Source organism: Rhodoferax sp. GW821-FHT07G04 (assembly GCF_059418585.1).
In genome coordinates, this window is the sequence record NZ_JBWKQD010000004.1 from 84,971 (window position 1) to 101,496 (window position 16,526).

Below are 16,526 nucleotides of genomic sequence, written 5' to 3' on the forward strand. Positions count from 1 at the left end.
CCTCCGCCACCGAGCCCGGCTTATTGCGCTGCCCAGCCGCCATCCATATTCCAGGCTACACCGCGCACATTGTTGCCCGCGGGCGAGCAGAAGAACACGGCCAGGGCGCCCAGTTCTTCAGGCGTGGTGAACTGCAGGGAAGGTTCTTTTTCGCCCAGCAATTGCTTGGTGGCATCGGCGTTGCTGATGCCTTGGGCGGTGGCCTTGGCATCGACCTGCTTTTGCACCAGTGGTGTCAGCACCCAGCCGGGGCAGATGGCATTGCAGGTCACGCCGGTGGTGGCGTTCTCCAGCGCGGTGACCTTGGTCAGGCCCACGATGCCGTGCTTGGCGGCCACATAGGCGGCTTTCTCGGCGGATGCCACCAGGCCGTGGACTGATGCCACGTTGATGATGCGGCCCCAGTTCTTGGTCTGCATGGCCGGCAAGGCCAGGCGTGTGGCGTGGAAGGCGCTGCTGAGGTTGATGGCCAGGATGGCGTCCCACTTCTCCACCGGGAAGTTCTCAACCCGCGCCACGTGTTGGATACCGGCGTTATTGACCAGGATGTCCAGGCTGCCAAAGGTCTTGGTGGCGAAGGTGATCATGTCTTCGATCTCGGCCGGCTTGCTCATGTCGGCACCGTGGTAGGCCACCTGCACGCCCAGGGCTGCAACCTCGGCCTTGGGGCCTTCCACATCACCAAAGCCGTTGAGCACGATGTTTGCACCCTGGGCGGCCAGAGCCTTGGCAATGCCGAGGCCAATGCCGCTGGTGGAACCGGTAACGAGAGCTGTTTTACCTTTGAGCATGGTCATCCTTTTTAATCAATTACGATCCACGTATGGCATTGAAATTGCGAAACCCTTTTGACACAAAACCAATGCCTGATCCTTCATTATCAAACCACCCATTGCACCATGTCTGACCCTAAGCTGAACTACCTACCGTGCCCCGATGCCGGCGCCGGGCACCGCATGGCCTTCTGGGAATGGGGCGACCCCAAGGCCAGTCACGTCGTGGTCTGTTTACACGGCCTGTCGCGCCAGGGGCGCGACTTTGACGTGCTGGCCCAGGCCCTGGTGGCCAAGGCGGGCGGCGCGCTGCGCGTGGTCTGCCCCGACGCGGTGGGCCGCGGCAAGAGCGACTGGTTGGCCGACCCGCAGGCCTACATCATGCCCACCTATGCAGCCGATATGCTGGCCTTGCTTGCCTACTTGCAGCCGACGACCCAGACATTGGATTGGGTGGGCACCAGCATGGGCGGCCTGATCGGAATGACGGTTTTTGGGCAGAAGCAGTTTCCCTTGCCGCTTCAGCTGCGTCGCTTGGTGTTGAATGACGTTGGGCCTGTGATCCAATGGGAGGCGCTGGCCCGTATTGGTGCCTACCTGGGGCGTTCGGTCAAGTTTGATTCCTTGCAGCAGGCGGCCGACGCTATGTGGGCTATATCCACCAGCTTTGGGCCGCATACGCCCGCGCAGTGGTTGGAGCTGTCGCGCCACATGGTCAAGCCGGTGCCGGGCTCTGACACGGCGGTGACCCTGCACTACGACCCGGCCATTGCCGTGCCTTTCACCGCGGTGACGCAAGAGTCCGCGGCCCAGGGCGAAGCCATGCTGTGGCAACTCTATGACGGCGTGCAGGCCCAGACCCTGCTGCTGCGTGGCGCACAGTCGGATCTGCTGTCGCCGCAGACCGCCAAGACGATGACCGAGCGTGGCCCCAAAGCCCGCTTGGTGGAGTTTGCTGGTGTGGGCCACGCGCCCACGCTGATTGCACCAGACCAAGTGGAGACCGTGACCAGCTTTGTGCTGGGTTAAGGCCTGTTGTGCGTTCACGATGAAAAGTTTGTCGACCGAGCACGGGCCTACGGCGCCCGTCATTGCCGCTACCGCCCAGAGCCTGCCCGAGCAGGCCGATGCCCTGCTGCGTGCCCGCGCCTTTGCCGAGCCGCTGTTGGGCAGCGAAACCCTGGACACTGGCGAAAATGTCTTGGCCCACGCCGATGCGGTGGCGCGCATTTTGCACAGCATAGGCGGCTCGCAGGCCATGCAGGCGGCCTGCTACCTGGTCTACACCTGCGACCACCTGAACAAACCGCATGAGGTGATTGCCAAGGCCTTTGGCAGCAATTTCGCCGATCTGGCGATAGAGACCACCAAGCTGGTGCGGGTGCAGCGCATGGCCCGCCTGGCCCAGAACGCCTCCGCTGGGCAGGTTGCGGTCGCGCCCATGGCCCAGACGGCAGCGGCCCAGACCGAGAGCGTGCGCAAAATGCTGCTGGCTTTCTCGCGCGACCTGCGCGTAGTCATGCTGCGCCTGGCTTCGCGCTTGCAGACGCTGCGTTACTTCGCGGCCACCAAGGCCCCTGTACCGCCCGGCCTGGCCAGCGAATCCCTGCAGGTGTTTGCGCCCTTGGCCAACCGTCTGGGCATCTGGGAAATCAAGTGGGAAATCGAGGACCTGTCCTTCCGCTTCCTGGAGCCCGAAACCTACCGCAACGTCGCCAAGCTGCTGGACGAAAAGCGGGTGGAGCGCGAGGCCCATGTCGAGAAGCTGCGCCTGCAACTGGCCGAAGACCTGGGCAAGCAGGGTATCCATGCCACGGTGCAGGGCCGGCCCAAACACATCTACAGCATCGTCAAGAAGATGCGCGGCAAGTCACTGGGGTTCGAGCAGGTGTATGACATACGCGCGCTGCGCATTGTGGTGCCGGGTGTGCCCGATTGCTATGCGGCGCTGAGTTGGGTCCACAGCCACTTCACACCCGTGCCCGACGAGTTTGACGACTACATCGCCCGCCCCAAGGCCAATGGTTACCAGTCCCTGCACACGGTGGTGCGTGACGCCACCGGCCAGCCCATCGAGGTGCAGGTGCGTACCCAAGCCATGCATGACCATGCCGAGACCGGCGTGGCCGCCCACTGGGCCTACAAGGAGGCCGGTACCAAGGGCTATGCCGGGGTCAGTGCTAGCGGTGAATACGATGCCAAGATCGCCGTGCTGCGCCAACTGCTGGCCTGGGAACGCGATCTGTCGGGTGCGCAAGAGGGGCAGCAGGGCGCCGTCAGTTTTGACGATCGCATCTATGTGCTGACACCCAATGCAGCCATCGTCGAGCTGCCCCAGGGCGCCACAGCGGTGGACTTCGCTTACAGCGTGCACACTGACTTGGGCCACCGCTGTCGCGGTGCGCGGGTCGATGGTGTCATGGTGCCGCTGAACACCCCATTGAAGAATGGGCAGACGGTTGAGGTGAGCACGGTCAAGGAGGGCGGCCCGTCGCGTGACTGGCTCAACCCCGAGCTGGGCTTCCTGGCCAGCCACCGCGCCCGTGCCAAGGTGCGGGCCTGGTTCAACGCACTGGCCATGGGCGAAACCGTTGCCAAGGGCCGGGATGCGGTGGAAAAACTGCTGCAGCGTGAAGGCAAGACCGCAGTCAAGCTGGACGACCTGGCTTCGCAGTTGGGCTTCAACTCAGCCGACGATTTGTTCGAAGTGGTGGGCAAGGACGAGTTCTCGCTGCGCAATATCGAACTGCTGTTGCGCCCACCGGAACCAGCCGCCGCGCAAGACGACTACATGCCGCTCAAGAAGCCCCGCGCCACGGGCGGCAAGGGCGGTGTACTGGTGGTGGGCATCGATTCACTGATGACGCAGTTGGCCAAGTGCTGCAAGCCCGCGCCGCCGGATGCCATTTGTGGTTTTGTGACCCGCGGCAAGGGCGTCAGCGTGCACCGGGCCGACTGCCCCAACCTGCGCAATATGGTGACCCGCAGTGGCGACCGCGTTATCGACGTGGAGTGGGGCGGGAAGACCGGTGGTGATGGCTCCGTCTACCCAGTGGACGTGGCCGTGGAAGCCAATGACCGCCAGGGCCTGCTGCGCGATATTTCCGAAGTGTTTGCCAAGGAAAAGATGAATGTGATCGGCGTACAGACCCAGTCGATACGCGGCATTGCGTGGATGACGTTCACCGTAGAGGTCAGCGATTCCGGGCGTCTGACCAAGGTGCTGGGCATTGTGGCCGACCTGAGCGGGGTGCGGGCGGCGCGCCGGCGTTGATCCTGAATTGAAAAAATATCGAATCACAAAAACCACAGATTCAGCGCAATTTCTTTAAGTTCTCTTTGGTAATTTGTTGCATAGGTGGCAAAATATTGATTCAATAATCGAATCACAATGCCGCCAAAAACACTGGAGTTCCCCCGCGCGCAACTGTCACGTCTATTGCACAGCAACCCCGGCGCTAAGAGCACGGAGTTGGCTGCGCTGGCCCAGGTCAGCACGCCCACCATGGTGCGCATGTTGGGCGAAGTGGGCGATACCGTGTTGCGTCTGGGCAAGGCCCGGGGCACGCGCTACTACTTGCGCCGCGCGCTGCGCGGGCTGACCATCTCCGCACCTGTCTATGCGATCGACCGCAGTGGTGTGCCGTCCCAGGTCGGCCAGCTCGAGTTGATCGCGCCGCGGGACACGGTTCTGGATGTCGCGGCCATGGGCTGGCCCATTGAACAGGAGTTTGCGCAGGGCGTATGGCCAGATGGCCTGCCATATCCCTTGCAAGACATGAAGCCCCAGGGTTTTCTGGGTCGCCAATTCGCCCACCTGGAATCCCGGGCGCTAGGTGTATCGCCCAACCCCAAGGAATGGGGTGACGACGACGTGCTGGTCATTCTGCTGGGCAAGGGAGCAGACACCAGTGGAAACCTTATCCTTGGCGACACAGCCTTGCAGGCTTGGCTGGAGAACAAGGCCCAGCCACAGGCTGTGTTAAGCGAAGAAGACACCCCCCAGGCCTACTGGGAGCGCGCCCAGCAGGCCAGCGCACGGGGCATTGCGGGCTCTAGCGCGGGGGGCGAATTCCCCAAGTTCACCGCCCTGCGTGCGCTGCGGGGCGCTCACACGCCGCATGTGATCGTCAAGTTTTCGGCCAATGACCGTTCGCACACCGTTCAACGCTGGTCCGACCTGCTGGTCTGCGAACACCTCGCGCTGCAAGCCATTCGCAGCATCACCGACATCCATAGCGCCCGTAGCCGGGTCTTGCAACACGGCGGGCGCACCTTTTTAGAAGTGGAGCGGTTCGATAGGCACGGCCTGTTTGGCAGAAGCCCGCTGTGCAGCCTGGAGGCGCTGGAGGCCGCCATACTTCCATCCACCAGCACCGACTGGGGTGACGCTGGCGACAAGATGCTGGCCCAAGGGTGGTTGCATGCCGATGCTGCGGCTGAGCTGCGTACCATCTGGGCCTTTGGCAAACTCATCGCCAATGCCGACATGCACAAGGGCAATGTCAGCTTCGTTCCCGGGGCAGGCCGGCTGCAGGTCGCGCCCGTGTACGACATGCTGCCCATGGGTTACGCCCCGCTGGCGGGCGGGGAGATACCCCGCACCGACTATGCGCCGGGACTGCCTGCGCCCAAGGACCGAGCGGCTTGGCTGCAGGCCAGCCGTGCCGCCCAGGGTTTTTGGCAGTCGGCTGCAGATGACGAGCGCATCAGCGCACCATTCCGCGCCATTTGTGCCGCCAATTTGCGCGAGCTGCACCGCCTGACGGGGCTCGCCTGAGCCGAGGCGCCTGCGCCCGTGCTTTATCCGCACTTTTCTCGGCTTAAAAGTGCACTGGCCCCATGTTTCGTCTGCTAAATTACCCCCAATCAACAAGGAGACAGCGGCATGTTCAATCAGCTCACCCTCAAGCAACGCGTGGTCATTCAGTTGGTGCTCAACATCACCCTGCAGGTGGTGGTGGTCACTGGCGTGCTGATGGAGTGGAGCAAGACGACGCTGATACTGAGCAGCCTGGGTGTGGGCCTGTTCATGCTGTGGCTGTACCTGGACAGCGCGCTGGCCAGCAAGCAATTTGTCGAAGAGCTGATATCTGGCGCCGACCGCATGGGCCATGGTGATCTGACAAAAGACGTGTCCTCCAGCTTTGGCAACCCCACATTGCGTGAAGGCCTGGGCACCATGCAGGCGCTGCAATTGCGCATACGCTCCATGCTGGGCGCGTTGAACGATGGGGCCTGGCAGGTCAGCAATGCGTCGGCAGAGATTGCCGCGGGCAATCAGGATCTGAGCCGCCGCACGGAGCAGGGCAGTTCGGAGCTGCAATCGGCCTCCAGCGCCATGAAGGAAATGACGGATGCTGCAGCGCAAAGCTCGGACGCCATGCAAAAGGCCACCAGCCTCAGCCAGGGCACCAGCGCTTTGGTGCACACCAGTGGCGATGTGGTCAACCAAGCCGTGGCGGCCATGGAAGAGATCAACTCATCGTCCCGCAAGATTGCCGACATCATTTCCGTCATCGACGGCATTGCCTTCCAGACCAATATCCTGGCCTTGAATGCGGCGGTGGAAGCGGCCCGTGCTGGCGAGCAGGGCCGCGGCTTTGCCGTGGTGGCCAGTGAAGTGCGTTCACTGGCAGGGCGCTCGGCCGAGGCTGCCAAGGAAATCAAACGCCTGATCACGACTTCGGTTGAGCAGGTGGAAAAGGGCGCCGGCCTGGTCAACAACGCCGGTGAAAAAATGGGTGAGGTGGTCAAGGCCATCGAAGAGGTTTCGAGCCTGATCGTCGAGGCCAGCGGCAAATCCCGCCAGCAATCGCAAGGCCTGCAGGAGATTGCCACCACGCTGGAGCATCTGGACGTGGCCATGCAGCAAAACGCTGCCTTGGTGGAGCAGGAAACCGCCGCTGCCGAAAGCCTCAAGTACCAAGCCGCCAAGCTGCACAGCTTGGTGGGCGAATTCAAGCTGCCCAGCGACATGGGCGTGGGCACCAACCGCGGTGGTGCTCCTGCGCAGCATGCGAAGCCATCTGTCAAGCCTGCTGCGGTTTCCCATGCCAGGGCGCCCGCACCCCAAGCCAAGCCGCTGGCCAAACCCGCCGCCAGGCCGGTGCAGAAGCTGGCGGCGCCCAAGCCCGCAGCCGCCCCAAGTGCCGTCCCCAAACCCGCTGCACGCGGCGCGGACGACGATTGGGAGACGTTTTGATTGATCGGCGGGCCTAGTGCCTCTACCGGTCTTGCATTGGGACTTTGATCCCGTTCTGTTTGCGCTAGGGCCTCTGCAGTTTCGCTGGTACGGCCTGCTGTTTGTCTCCGCATTTTGGGCCGGGCAATTCGTGTTGGCGCGCATGTTCCAGGCGGAGCGTATGCCGGCGCAGCAGTCCGAACGCCTCTTGCTCGTGGCCTTGGTCAGCACGGTTGTTGGCGCCCGTATCGCCCACTGCCTTTTCTACGACCCCGCGTTTTACTTCGCACACCCGCTGGCCGTGCTGCGCATCTGGGAGGGTGGGCTGGCCAGCCATGGGGGCGCTGTGGGTTTGTTGCTGGGCCTTTGGTTGGGCGCCAGGACCGCCAGGCCTGCGATTCCCTATATTTGGCTTGTGGACCGCGTCACGATTCCCGCCGCCTTGGGTGCCATATTCGTACGTGTCGCCAATTTTTTGAATTCGGAGATCGTGGGTATGCCGACCTCGGGCAGCTGGGGTGTCGTGTTCGAGTCGGTTGACGCATTGCCCCGGCACCCGGTCCAGCTCTACGAGGCAGTGGCCTACCTCATCACCTTCTGCGTGCTGCTATATCTCTATCGCAAGCAACGATTCCGAGACCAGCCAGGCTTGCTCTTCGGTAGCTTCCTCGTCATGGTCTTCTCGGCCCGCGTGGGCGCTGAAGCCTTCAAGGTACCGCAGGCCGCCTACGAGGCGGGCCAGTTTTTCACGGTGGGGCAGTACCTCAGCCTGCCGTTCATTCTTGTAGGCGTTGCACTGCTGGTGCGTACTCCACGCAAAGCCTGAGCGCTGCCCCGACTATCCATCCGTCTGCGAATTCAGGGTTTCTTGTTTGCGTCGTCGTTCGGTGCATCACCGGCTTGCGTTGCCATGTCCCGTATCTGCTGGTCCAGGTCTTGCGCTGACACAGGCGACGCATCCACCGAAATGGCTGGCTGCGGGGCATCGAGCAGATGCACAGACCAGGGCGCCATGAACACGCCGGCCGTTGCCACACACTGCACGGCGATATAGGGCAACAAGGCACGCAGCGTATGCCACAGGCTGGCATGGGCCAGGCCCGCGCGGGCACGGGCCATCATCACGGCATAGCCCATGGGCGGAATCAGAAAACTCAGTTGCAGCACCAACAGCAAGAGCACGGCGGTTTGCTGCGCGTCACCCAGGCGGGCAATCAGCGGCGGCGCGACGATGGGGATGATGACAAAAATCATCTCGAACGCATCCAGCACCCAGGCGCAAAGGGCTACCAGCGACAAGACCAGGGCGGCCACCATCAACGGGGGCAAGGGAGAAGCCAGCACGTTCTGCGCGATCCAGGTATCGGTCCCCCACAGCCGAAACACCAGGCTGAAGGTGCTGGCGCCCACCAAGAGTGCCAGCAACGCGCCACTGAGGTTCAGCGTGTCGGTCAGCACGGTGGACCACTCTGCTGCCTTGAGGGCGCGCGTGGCCAACGTAGCCACCACCAAGGCCACTGCGCCGGTGGCGGCGGCTTCCACGGCAAAGACCTTGCCGACAAACACGCCACCCAGCAGCAAAAGAATGGCCAATGTGAACGCGGCCGATAGCGCCCATTGCTGGGCTCTGACGGGTGGCAGTTCGTTGCCTGGCATAGGTTGTAGCCTGCGCCCCTGCCACCAGGCCACCAGCAGCCACAGCAGCAACACCGCTGTCGCGGGCACCAGTGCGGCGTGGAACACGTCCTGCGTGTTGATGATGCGCTGCTGGCCCAGCACAAAGCCGGGCAGGTTGCTGGCCTCGGTGTGGGCGCGCTGCAGGGCGTCGCCCAGCAGTATCAACACTAGCGAGGGCGGCACCACCACGCCTATCGTGCTGGAGGCGCTGATCAAGGCGGTGGCCGCTGCGGTGTTGAGCTGTCCCAGTCGCGGCGCCACCAAGCGGGTCAACAGCGCAGAGCTGGAGGCGACCGAGCCATTCATAGGTGCCACCAGCGCGCCGATGCCGAAGGCCGCCACGGAGCTGCCTGCTCCCGTCCAACCGAATAGGCGGCCCAGCGACGCGAACAGCGCGTCCGCCACCGGCAGCCGCTGCAGCAGCACTCCCACAAATACATACAAGGGCAGGGCCTGCAGCAGGTCGTTGTCCAGCAGGCCCAAGGTGCGCCCGCTGATGGCGCTGAGCACCTTGGCATCGACCACCCCGGCCACCCAGCCACCAGCGGCAAAGGCACTGGCCGTGCCGATCAGCAGTGCCCATACAGGCAAGCCGCTGCCCATGATGAGCAGTGCCAGTACCAGCAGCATCCACAGGCCGCCTATGGGAAAGGCTGGGCCCATCATGGTTTGCCCCGCCGTTTGCGGGCGCGAGCGCTGCCAGCAGCCTGTGCCACCGCATCCACCAGCACCAACGCCGCCAGCAACACCAGGGCGATGCGCAACACAAAGTAGCCAGGCGTCAGGCCTTCGCTAAAGATCTCCAGTGCCTTGATGGACTCCCACATCTGTGGAGCGGCCGTCCACAGCAAGAAAGCGGCCCAGGGCGCCACACAGGCCAGCAATGCCAAGCCGCGCCAATTTGCTATAGAAGTGGTAGCGGTATGTTCAGGTTTGACGAGGGCTAGGTGGCTCTTTGATCTGGATGCTGCTGTGATGGCAACGGCCGCATACAGCCCAAACAGGATTTGCGCCACATCGTTGGCGGCGCGGGAATGGGCCTGCACCCAGTCGCGCAGTGGCCACTGCGCAAACAGCAGCAGGGCCAAGGGCAGTACCAGCCAGCGCGCCACCGCGATGAGACTGCGCATCAACATCATTGTTTGTGGCGGGCGCCAGAGTTGCTGGCGCGGCGTGCTGGGTAGGGTGGGGGCATGGGTGCCTGGTGGGGGTTGTGGGATAGTGTAATGTTGCACCCACCGCACGATTGCACCTATGGACAGCAGCAGCCACACCTTTCTTTGGCACGACTACGAGACCTTCGGCGCCGTGCCGCGGCGCGACCGGCCCGCGCAGTTTGCCGCCATCCGCACCGATGCGGACCTGAACGAGCTGGGCGAGCCCATCATGCTGTTTTGCCAACCCGCGCCGGACTTTCTGCCCGATCCACAGTCCTGTCTGATCACCGGCATCACCCCCCAGCAATGTCTGCAGCAGGGCGTGCCCGAGCACCAGTTTGCCGCCACCATAGAGCAGGCCTTCAGCTTGCCCGGCACCATAGGCGTCGGCTACAACACGATACGGTTTGACGACGAGATCACGCGCTTTTTGTTCTGGCGCAACCTGATCGACCCTTATGCCCGTGAATGGCAGAACCAGTGCGGCCGCTGGGATTTGCTGGACGTGGTGCGTACCGCCTATGCCTTGCGGCCCGAGGGCATTGAATGGCCCACCAAGCCCGAAGGTGGCGCCAGTTTCAAGCTGACGGACCTGAGCGCCGCCAACGGCCTGCTGCACGAGGCCGCCCACGACGCGCTGAGCGATGTGCGCGCCACCATTGCACTGGCGCGGCTCATCAAGACCGCACAGCCCCGTCTGTTTGACTTCTGCCTGGGTCTGCACAAGAAAGACCGCGTGGCCGCCGAGCTGGGCCTGCCCACCACGCCCCAGCATGCGCGGCCGTTTTGGCACATATCCGGCATGTTCCCGGCCGAGCGCGGCTGCCTGGCGCTGATGTGGCCGCTGGCCATGCACCCCAAGAACAAGAACGAACTGATCGCGTGGGACCTGGCCTTTGACCCGCGCGAGCTGGAGACGCTCAAGCCGGACGCGTTGCGTTTGCGTCTGTTCAGCAAAACCAGTGATCTGCCCGAAGGCATGACCCGCCTGCCGGTGAAAACCATCCACCTGAACAAATCACCGATGGTGATGGCGAACCTGAAAGTGCTGTCGCCCGCCATGGCCCAACGTTGGGGTGTGGATGTGGAGGCGCAGCTGCGCCATGCCGAGTGGGCGCGCGACCTGCCCGACATGAGCGCCATCTGGCCCGAGGTGTTCGAGCGGCCCGAACCGGCACGGCTCGATGTGGACGAAGACCTGTACGGCGGTTTTGTCGGCAACGCAGACCGCCGCCGCCTGAATGACCTACGCGGCATGTCGCCGCAGCAGCTGTCCAACGCCCACCCGGCCTTTGATGACGCCCGGCTGCCCGAGTTGCTGTTCCGCTACCGGGCGCGCAATTTCCCGCAGTTGCTGACAGATGACGAAGCGGCGCGCTGGGAGACCCACCGCGCTGAGCGCCTGTTCGACGGCGTGGACGGCGCACGCACGGTGGAGCAGTTGTTTGAAGCCATCGACGCATTGTCGGAGTCAGTGGGTGATGACGAGCGTAGCGAGGCCATCCTGGGCGCGCTGTACGACTATGCCGAATCCATCGCCCCAAACCGGGACTGACGAACTGCGGCGAAAATAGCAAGCATTCCTTAATTCATCACCTATTTTTCCCCACCCCATGAAAATCGACAAAGACACCGCCGTCACCCTGCGCTTCTCTGTAACCGACGCCGCAGGCAAGGTCATCGACAAGGGCACTGAGCCCATGGTCTACCTGCACGGTGGCTACGACAACATCTTCCCCAAGGTCGAAGAAGCCCTGGCCGGCCAGGAGCCCGGTTACCAGGTCACACTGACACTGGCCCCCGAAGACTCCTTCGGCCAGCACAACCCGCAATTGATCACCACCATCGCCAAGAAGGACTTCCCCCCCGGTGTCAAGGTCGGCGGCCATCTGCAAGGCCGTGGCGAAGACAACCAGGAACACGTGTTCACCGTCGTCAAGATCAAGGGCGACACCGTGCACCTGGACGGTAACCACCCCCTGGCCGGCCAGACGCTGACGTTTGGCATCAAGGTGGTGGAAGTGCGTGCTGCTTCGGCGGAAGAGATTGCGCACAAGCATGTGCACGGGGAGCATGGGCACCACCATTGATGGGTTTTGGTGCTTGCTAAGCCGTTTCTAGGTTGCTATTGGATCAATAGCAGCTTACGCGTATTCCACGAGGGCTAGCAGTTCATTTGGCTTGACGAGAATGCCCGTCTGTGGTTCGCGCACGACGGGCGGCGTGGCTCACGTTCTCCGGCTCGCTTCGCGGGTGAACACGGTTGGTTGGCCTACGTTTTCGCATTAACACCGTGTTCGGCACGCCTGTTCTTGTGGCAACCGCAAGTGCGGCCTGCGCCCGCAAGCCACACCACCCACCTAGTTGGCGATAAATGCTGTCCTGTAGGGGGGCGCGCCGCTAAGGCGGCAGTTAAATTCCAGTGCTGCCCGGCAAGCAGGAATTGCCGTTGAACGGCTTTCTGCTGCGTTTTCGAGTTGAGCGAGGAGTCAAGCGATATGCTGCTCAACGTATGAAATCACTTCATCTATTAGTTCGAGGATCTTCATGCGTGTCAGAAAACCGGCCATCGGTAACTCGCTGTTTTCCATTGAGGTGACAAGCGTGAGGCCGGACCAACTGACTGGAAGCAGTTTCAAATCATGTTGGTTGTATCTGATGAAGAAGTCGTGCGAGAGACTATTTCTAATCATTCGCAAAAATTGGTACCAAGGTGCAGCTCTCAAGAGATTGATTTGATTCGTGTCCAATCCATAGTTCTTGACCAGTTCGAACATTTCCTTGATGCAGTTTCTCAGAACGGATTTTCTCAACTGATTCGTGGCCAATGCTAATAGCGCATCGCTTTCAAGAACGTATCGGATATAAAGAAACTGCTTACCCTCGGGATGATCGGTAAATGCGACGGAGTACTCGTCGAATTTCTGTACCGCATCGGGTTGAGCCAAGAACAAGATTCCAGCCTGTACGAGGGCGTAATTGTTCTTGAGTGTTTGCAAATTGCCTCGGAGTTCCGTTTTGTTCATGCAGTGGTCAATGTAAAAGTGAGGTACCACCCGAAGCCGTCAGTCTGCACTGAAGTGTCAGGTATACCGCTGACTGGTACGAATAGGTTTTCCGCTTTGCCGGTCAGATTTTCAACAACCGCTTCATCAAAAGCGTCGGGTAGTCTTGCCGATGCCCCGCGACGGTGTAGACGTAAACGTCACCGTCGATACGCCGATAGACCAGCTTGTGGTGTGAGGTATAGATGTTCTGGTACTCCAAGATGCCAACGGAGGCAAGCTCCTGCACCGGCGCGCCAGTCAAAAGTCCCGTGTCAACCAGGGCCAGCTTTTCGAAGATTTCGTCCTCTGCTTTGAGCCAGTCGGCCTCGCTCCACTTGTCGAGCATGTACTCTTGAAGCGAGTGCAAGTCCTCCTGTGCATCGGGAAGAATGATGACCGCCATTACTTGCGGCGTTGGCGCGCGGCGGCCAGTTGCGAACGTGATTCCGCAACGGATATGCCTTTGCCTTGCATGCGATCTTTCTCACCCAAGGCCATGATTTTCAAGGCGGCGATGAGCGATTCCTTTTCCTGAAACTGCTTGACGCTTTCAATCACCATGCTGGCTTCGCCATTCTGGGTGATGAAGAACGGCCGGCCGTTCATCTCCAAGTCTTCGGAAATCTGGGCGGCATGGCTCTTGAGGTAGGAGATGGACTTGATATTGGCGACGGACGACATGGCGATCCTTGAACAGGGATGGGTCTGAATTTAGTACCGAATTTGGTCTAAGTCAAGATTCAATACGAATCGCTTTGGTGCCGCCGAGGCTTCGACCATCTGCATCAATCTGCGCAATGACCAAGTACCTTCCCACACCGGGTGCCTCCACGACGAGCTCGCCGTTCGCATCCCATATGCCGCTCCTGCCCGCCGACACATAGCCCCCTGACGGACTGCCGTGGTTGGCGATGAGCACCGCCATGCCGTGCTGCCGCGCATACCCTTGCCACAGCGGCGCCTCGGCGGCGTAGCCTTTTTCGGATGTGAGTATTCCCGCCGCATAGACGTTCGCACCTGCTTGTGCGGCCAGGGCGGCGTGGGTGGGGTGGGTGGTGTCGGCGCAGATGGCGCTGGCAATCTGTAGCGGCCCCAGCGCTTGTACATGCACGGGCGCGGGGCCAGGTATGGCGAACTCGGTTTCGCTGCCGTGCAGGTGGTGTTTGGTGTAGGTGGCGTGGCCGCCATCGGGCCGCAAGGTGATGGCGCCGATGGCGGGCAGGCCCGTATCGCCCAAGGCGACGGGCGCGCCCACGGTGACGGCCATGCCGGTACGCAAAGCCTCCTGGCGCAAGGGGGCGAGCAGGGCGTGCTCGGCGTGCAAAACCAGACCGGGCATGGCAGCCAGTTCGTAGCCGGTGAGAGACAGCTCAGGAAACACCAGCCACTGCACACCGTGCTCGGCGGCGGCCTGCACCAGCGCCAGATGCTCTTGCACATTGGCCGCTACGTCCAAGGGTACGGAAATGCTTTGCGCTGCGGCAATGGTGGTGGTTGCTACACTTTTAGTAGCATTCGGAGCAATTTTTGCAGGGGCTAGCGGTCTATTTGTCATGCAAGAAGGTGGTCTGTGTCGGCCGCCCTGGTATATCAAGCGTCGAAGTAGCCGCCGGCGTCTGCGCCACCCGCTTGCCGCGCCGGAACACCTGCAGCCTTGTCGCCCGCAACCGAATCGCCTCAATCGGGTCCTGCGCCTGCAGCAGCACAAAGTCTGCATTGCAACCCTTCTCAATCCCATAGCCTTCCAGATGCAGGATCTTGGCCGGGCTGGTGGTCACGGCTTCAAAACACTGGCGCATCGCGGCCTGGCTGGTCATCTGCGCTACGTGCAGGCCCATGCTGGCCACTTCCAGCATGTCGGCGCTGCCCAGCGAATACCAGGGGTCCATCACGCAGTCGTGGCCGAAGGCGACGGTCACGCCATGGGCCAGCAGCTCGGGTACGCGGGTCATGCCGCGGCGTTTGGGGTAGGTGTCGTGGCGGCCCTGCAGCGTGATGTTGATGAGGGGGTTGCTGACGATGCTCACCCCCGCTTCGGCAATCAGCGGCAGCAGCTTGCTCACATAGTAGTTGTCCATGCTGTGCATGGATGTGCAGTGCGAGCCGGTGACGCGGCCGTACAAACCCAGGCGCTGGGTCTCAAAGGCCAGGGTCTCGATGTGGCGCGACAGCGGGTCGTCCGACTCGTCGCAGTGCATGTCCACGAGCTTGCCCTGTGTGGCGGCCAGTTCGCACAGCAGCTTGACGCTTAAAGCGCCATCGGCCATGGTGCGCTCGAAGTGGGGAATGCCGCCGACCACGTCCACACCCATGGCCAGTGCGCGCTGCAGCTTGTCCATGGCTTGGGGGTCGCGCAGCACACCGTCCTGCGGGAAGGCGACCAGTTGCAGATCCAGGTAGGGCGACACGCGGCGTTTGACCTCCAACAACGCCTCCACGGCCAGCAGGCGCGGGTCGCAGATGTCCACGTGGCTGCGGATGGCCAGCAGGCCCTTGGCCACGGCCCAGTCGCAATAGGCGAGGGCGCGGTCGATCAGCGCCTCCTGGGTCAGGTGGGGTTTGAGCTCACCCCATAGCGCAATGCCCTCCAGCAGCGTGCCGCTGGCGTTGACACGCGGCAGGCCGTAGCTGAGCGTGGCGTCCATGTGGAAATGGGCGTCAACGAAAGGTGGGCTCAGCAACAGGCCCTGGGCATCCACGGTCTCGGCGGCCGGGGCTGCCAAGCCGGGTGCGACATCGGTGATGCGGCCGTTTTGCACCGCTACCGACATGTTTGTGCGGCCGTCGGGCAGCGTTGCGTTGTGCACCAGCAAGTCCAGCATGGGTCGGCTCCGTTAGAAATGCTATCAGAAGCGTAGCGGGCTACGCATATTCCGCGAGGGCTGGCGATTGGTTTGGCTTAAGCTGTTATTGCGTACCAAAGATACGATCGCCCGCATCGCCCAAGCCCGGCAGGATGTAGCCGTGGTCGTTCAGCTCGCGGTCGATGGCCGCGGTGAAGATGGGCACATCGGGGTGCTCCTTGTACATGGTGTTGATGCCCTCGGGGCAGGTCAGCAGGCACAGGAACTTGATGGACTTGGGTTTGCACTCTTTCAGCCGTGCCACGGCGGCGGCGGCGGAGTTGCCGGTGGCCAGCATGGGGTCGACGACGACGATGTCGCGCTCTTCCATGTTCTTGGGCATCTTGAAGTAGTACTCCACAGCCTGCAGCGTCTTGGGGTCGCGGTACAGGCCCACATGGCCCACGCGGGCGCCGGGCACCACATTGAGCACGCCATCCAGGATGCCGTTGCCGGCGCGCAGGATCGATGCAAACACCAGTTTTTTGCCGTCTATGACCCTGGCGGTCATGGTTTCCAGCGGTGTTTCGATTTGCACATCCTGCAGCGGCATGTCGCGGCAGACTTCGTAGATCATCAGGCCGGCCAGCTCGTTGAGCAGGCGGCGAAAGCTGTTGGTGCTGGCGGTCTTGTTGCGCATCAGCGTGAGCTTGTGCTGCACCAGGGGGTGGTCGATCAGGTGGACGTTGGCGCGGGCTTCGGGGTTGATGGGGATCATGGCTGGCAATCAGTCAAACAGTGAAGAGGGGATGAACTTGGTTCATGCAGGTTTGCCAAACTCTAACGCAAATTGGCCCCGTCACAAGAGCGTCTGATACTTATGGCATCATTGGCGCCAATTTTTT

The 16,526-nt window shown here is 62.0% G+C and carries 16 protein-coding genes; 7 read left to right on the forward strand and 9 right to left on the reverse strand.

Annotated features, from left to right (window positions below; translation table 11 throughout):
- Nucleotides 1–20 precede the first annotated feature (20 nt).
- Nucleotides 21–791 (reverse strand): 3-hydroxybutyrate dehydrogenase, encoded by a 771-nt coding sequence (locus tag AC07OO_RS19710; protein ID WP_495083847.1) that lies wholly within the window; start codon nucleotides 789–791, stop codon nucleotides 21–23.
- A gap of 108 nt (nucleotides 792–899) precedes the next feature.
- On the opposite strand from AC07OO_RS19710, the gene AC07OO_RS19715 reads away from it, so the two are divergent.
- From AC07OO_RS19715 to lgt, 5 genes are all read left to right on the forward strand, one after another.
- The gene (locus tag AC07OO_RS19715) at nucleotides 900–1,802 is read left to right on the forward strand and encodes an alpha/beta fold hydrolase (RefSeq protein ID WP_495083848.1); all 903 of its coding nucleotides are present in this window, start codon (nucleotides 900–902) and stop codon (nucleotides 1,800–1,802) included.
- A gap of 19 nt (nucleotides 1,803–1,821) precedes the next feature.
- On the forward strand, nucleotides 1,822–4,047 hold the full coding sequence (locus AC07OO_RS19720; protein ID WP_495083849.1) for a RelA/SpoT family protein: 2,226 nt from the start codon (nucleotides 1,822–1,824) through the stop codon (nucleotides 4,045–4,047).
- Between the two features lie 117 nt (nucleotides 4,048–4,164).
- Entirely contained in the window at nucleotides 4,165–5,553 is a 1,389-nt protein-coding gene (gene yjjJ, locus AC07OO_RS19725) for a type II toxin-antitoxin system HipA family toxin YjjJ (RefSeq protein ID WP_495083850.1), read from the forward strand.
- A 108-nt stretch (nucleotides 5,554–5,661) separates the two neighbouring features.
- Complete coding sequence (locus AC07OO_RS19730) at nucleotides 5,662–6,978, forward strand: methyl-accepting chemotaxis protein (protein WP_495083851.1); 1,317 nt, start codon at nucleotides 5,662–5,664, stop codon at nucleotides 6,976–6,978.
- A gap of 16 nt (nucleotides 6,979–6,994) precedes the next feature.
- Nucleotides 6,995–7,783, forward strand: coding sequence for a prolipoprotein diacylglyceryl transferase (gene lgt / locus AC07OO_RS19735; protein WP_495083852.1), 789 nt, complete (start codon nucleotides 6,995–6,997; stop codon nucleotides 7,781–7,783).
- Between the two features lie 32 nt (nucleotides 7,784–7,815).
- On the opposite strand, the gene AC07OO_RS19740 is transcribed toward lgt, so the two are convergent.
- Together AC07OO_RS19740 and AC07OO_RS19745 are read right to left on the reverse strand one after the other, a co-directional pair.
- Complete coding sequence (locus AC07OO_RS19740; RefSeq protein WP_495083853.1) at nucleotides 7,816–9,300, reverse strand: TRAP transporter large permease subunit; 1,485 nt, start codon at nucleotides 9,298–9,300, stop codon at nucleotides 7,816–7,818.
- On the reverse strand, nucleotides 9,297–9,764 hold the full coding sequence (locus AC07OO_RS19745) for a C4-dicarboxylate ABC transporter substrate-binding protein (protein ID WP_495083854.1): 468 nt from the start codon (nucleotides 9,762–9,764) through the stop codon (nucleotides 9,297–9,299). Before AC07OO_RS19745 ends, AC07OO_RS19740 begins: the two co-directional genes overlap by 4 nt.
- 124 nt (nucleotides 9,765–9,888) lie before the next feature.
- Between AC07OO_RS19745 and sbcB the strand changes: the two genes are divergently transcribed.
- On the forward strand, nucleotides 9,889–11,346 hold the full coding sequence (gene sbcB, locus AC07OO_RS19750) for an exodeoxyribonuclease I (RefSeq protein ID WP_495083855.1): 1,458 nt from the start codon (nucleotides 9,889–9,891) through the stop codon (nucleotides 11,344–11,346).
- A 58-nt stretch (nucleotides 11,347–11,404) separates the two neighbouring features.
- The gene (locus tag AC07OO_RS19755; RefSeq protein ID WP_495083856.1) at nucleotides 11,405–11,881 is read left to right on the forward strand and encodes an FKBP-type peptidyl-prolyl cis-trans isomerase; all 477 of its coding nucleotides are present in this window, start codon (nucleotides 11,405–11,407) and stop codon (nucleotides 11,879–11,881) included.
- Between the two features lie 399 nt (nucleotides 11,882–12,280).
- Here the strand turns inward: AC07OO_RS19755 and AC07OO_RS19760 are convergent, their stop codons facing one another.
- The 6 genes from AC07OO_RS19760 to upp form a co-directional block, all read right to left on the reverse strand.
- The gene (locus tag AC07OO_RS19760) at nucleotides 12,281–12,817 is read right to left on the reverse strand and encodes a hypothetical protein (protein WP_495083857.1); all 537 of its coding nucleotides are present in this window, start codon (nucleotides 12,815–12,817) and stop codon (nucleotides 12,281–12,283) included.
- Between the two features lie 103 nt (nucleotides 12,818–12,920).
- Entirely contained in the window at nucleotides 12,921–13,241 is a 321-nt protein-coding gene (locus AC07OO_RS19765) for a type II toxin-antitoxin system RelE/ParE family toxin (protein WP_495083858.1), read from the reverse strand.
- Nucleotides 13,241–13,519: a type II toxin-antitoxin system Phd/YefM family antitoxin gene (locus AC07OO_RS19770; RefSeq protein WP_495083859.1), complete on the reverse strand. Its 279-nt coding sequence runs from the start codon at nucleotides 13,517–13,519 to the stop codon at nucleotides 13,241–13,243. The genes AC07OO_RS19765 and AC07OO_RS19770 overlap by 1 nt, the downstream gene beginning before the upstream one ends.
- Before the next feature lie 52 nt (nucleotides 13,520–13,571).
- Nucleotides 13,572–14,393: a carbon-nitrogen hydrolase family protein gene (locus tag AC07OO_RS19775; protein ID WP_495083860.1), complete on the reverse strand. Its 822-nt coding sequence runs from the start codon at nucleotides 14,391–14,393 to the stop codon at nucleotides 13,572–13,574.
- The gene (locus AC07OO_RS19780) at nucleotides 14,383–15,660 is read right to left on the reverse strand and encodes an amidohydrolase family protein (protein WP_495083861.1); all 1,278 of its coding nucleotides are present in this window, start codon (nucleotides 15,658–15,660) and stop codon (nucleotides 14,383–14,385) included. Before AC07OO_RS19780 ends, AC07OO_RS19775 begins: the two co-directional genes overlap by 11 nt.
- 85 nt (nucleotides 15,661–15,745) lie before the next feature.
- Nucleotides 15,746–16,399: a uracil phosphoribosyltransferase gene (upp, locus tag AC07OO_RS19785; protein ID WP_495083862.1), complete on the reverse strand. Its 654-nt coding sequence runs from the start codon at nucleotides 16,397–16,399 to the stop codon at nucleotides 15,746–15,748.
- Between the last annotated feature and the right edge of the window lie 127 nt (nucleotides 16,400–16,526).

Bases quoted from the DNA above. Each gene is read 5' to 3' on its own strand.
- AC07OO_RS19715 (WP_495083848.1), top strand. From the start codon at position 900: ATGTCTGACCCTAAGCTGAACTACCTACCGTGCCCCGATGCCGGCGCC.
- AC07OO_RS19765 (WP_495083858.1), bottom strand. From the start codon at position 13,241: ATGGCGGTCATCATTCTTCCCGATGCACAGGAGGACTTGCACTCGCTT.
- AC07OO_RS19775 (WP_495083860.1), bottom strand. From the start codon at position 14,393: ATGACAAATAGACCGCTAGCCCCTGCAAAAATTGCTCCGAATGCTACT.
- yjjJ (WP_495083850.1), top strand. From the start codon at position 4,165: ATGCCGCCAAAAACACTGGAGTTCCCCCGCGCGCAACTGTCACGTCTA.
- AC07OO_RS19720 (WP_495083849.1), top strand. From the start codon at position 1,822: ATGAAAAGTTTGTCGACCGAGCACGGGCCTACGGCGCCCGTCATTGCC.
- AC07OO_RS19730 (WP_495083851.1), top strand. From the start codon at position 5,662: ATGTTCAATCAGCTCACCCTCAAGCAACGCGTGGTCATTCAGTTGGTG.
- upp (WP_495083862.1), bottom strand. From the start codon at position 16,399: ATGATCCCCATCAACCCCGAAGCCCGCGCCAACGTCCACCTGATCGAC.
- AC07OO_RS19770 (WP_495083859.1), bottom strand. From the start codon at position 13,519: ATGTCGTCCGTCGCCAATATCAAGTCCATCTCCTACCTCAAGAGCCAT.
- AC07OO_RS19755 (WP_495083856.1), top strand. From the start codon at position 11,405: ATGAAAATCGACAAAGACACCGCCGTCACCCTGCGCTTCTCTGTAACC.
- sbcB (WP_495083855.1), top strand. From the start codon at position 9,889: ATGGACAGCAGCAGCCACACCTTTCTTTGGCACGACTACGAGACCTTC.
- AC07OO_RS19745 (WP_495083854.1), bottom strand. From the start codon at position 9,764: ATGCGCAGTCTCATCGCGGTGGCGCGCTGGCTGGTACTGCCCTTGGCC.
- AC07OO_RS19780 (WP_495083861.1), bottom strand. From the start codon at position 15,660: ATGCTGGACTTGCTGGTGCACAACGCAACGCTGCCCGACGGCCGCACA.
- AC07OO_RS19710 (WP_495083847.1), bottom strand. From the start codon at position 791: ATGCTCAAAGGTAAAACAGCTCTCGTTACCGGTTCCACCAGCGGCATT.
- AC07OO_RS19760 (WP_495083857.1), bottom strand. From the start codon at position 12,817: ATGAACAAAACGGAACTCCGAGGCAATTTGCAAACACTCAAGAACAAT.
- AC07OO_RS19740 (WP_495083853.1), bottom strand. From the start codon at position 9,300: ATGATGGGCCCAGCCTTTCCCATAGGCGGCCTGTGGATGCTGCTGGTA.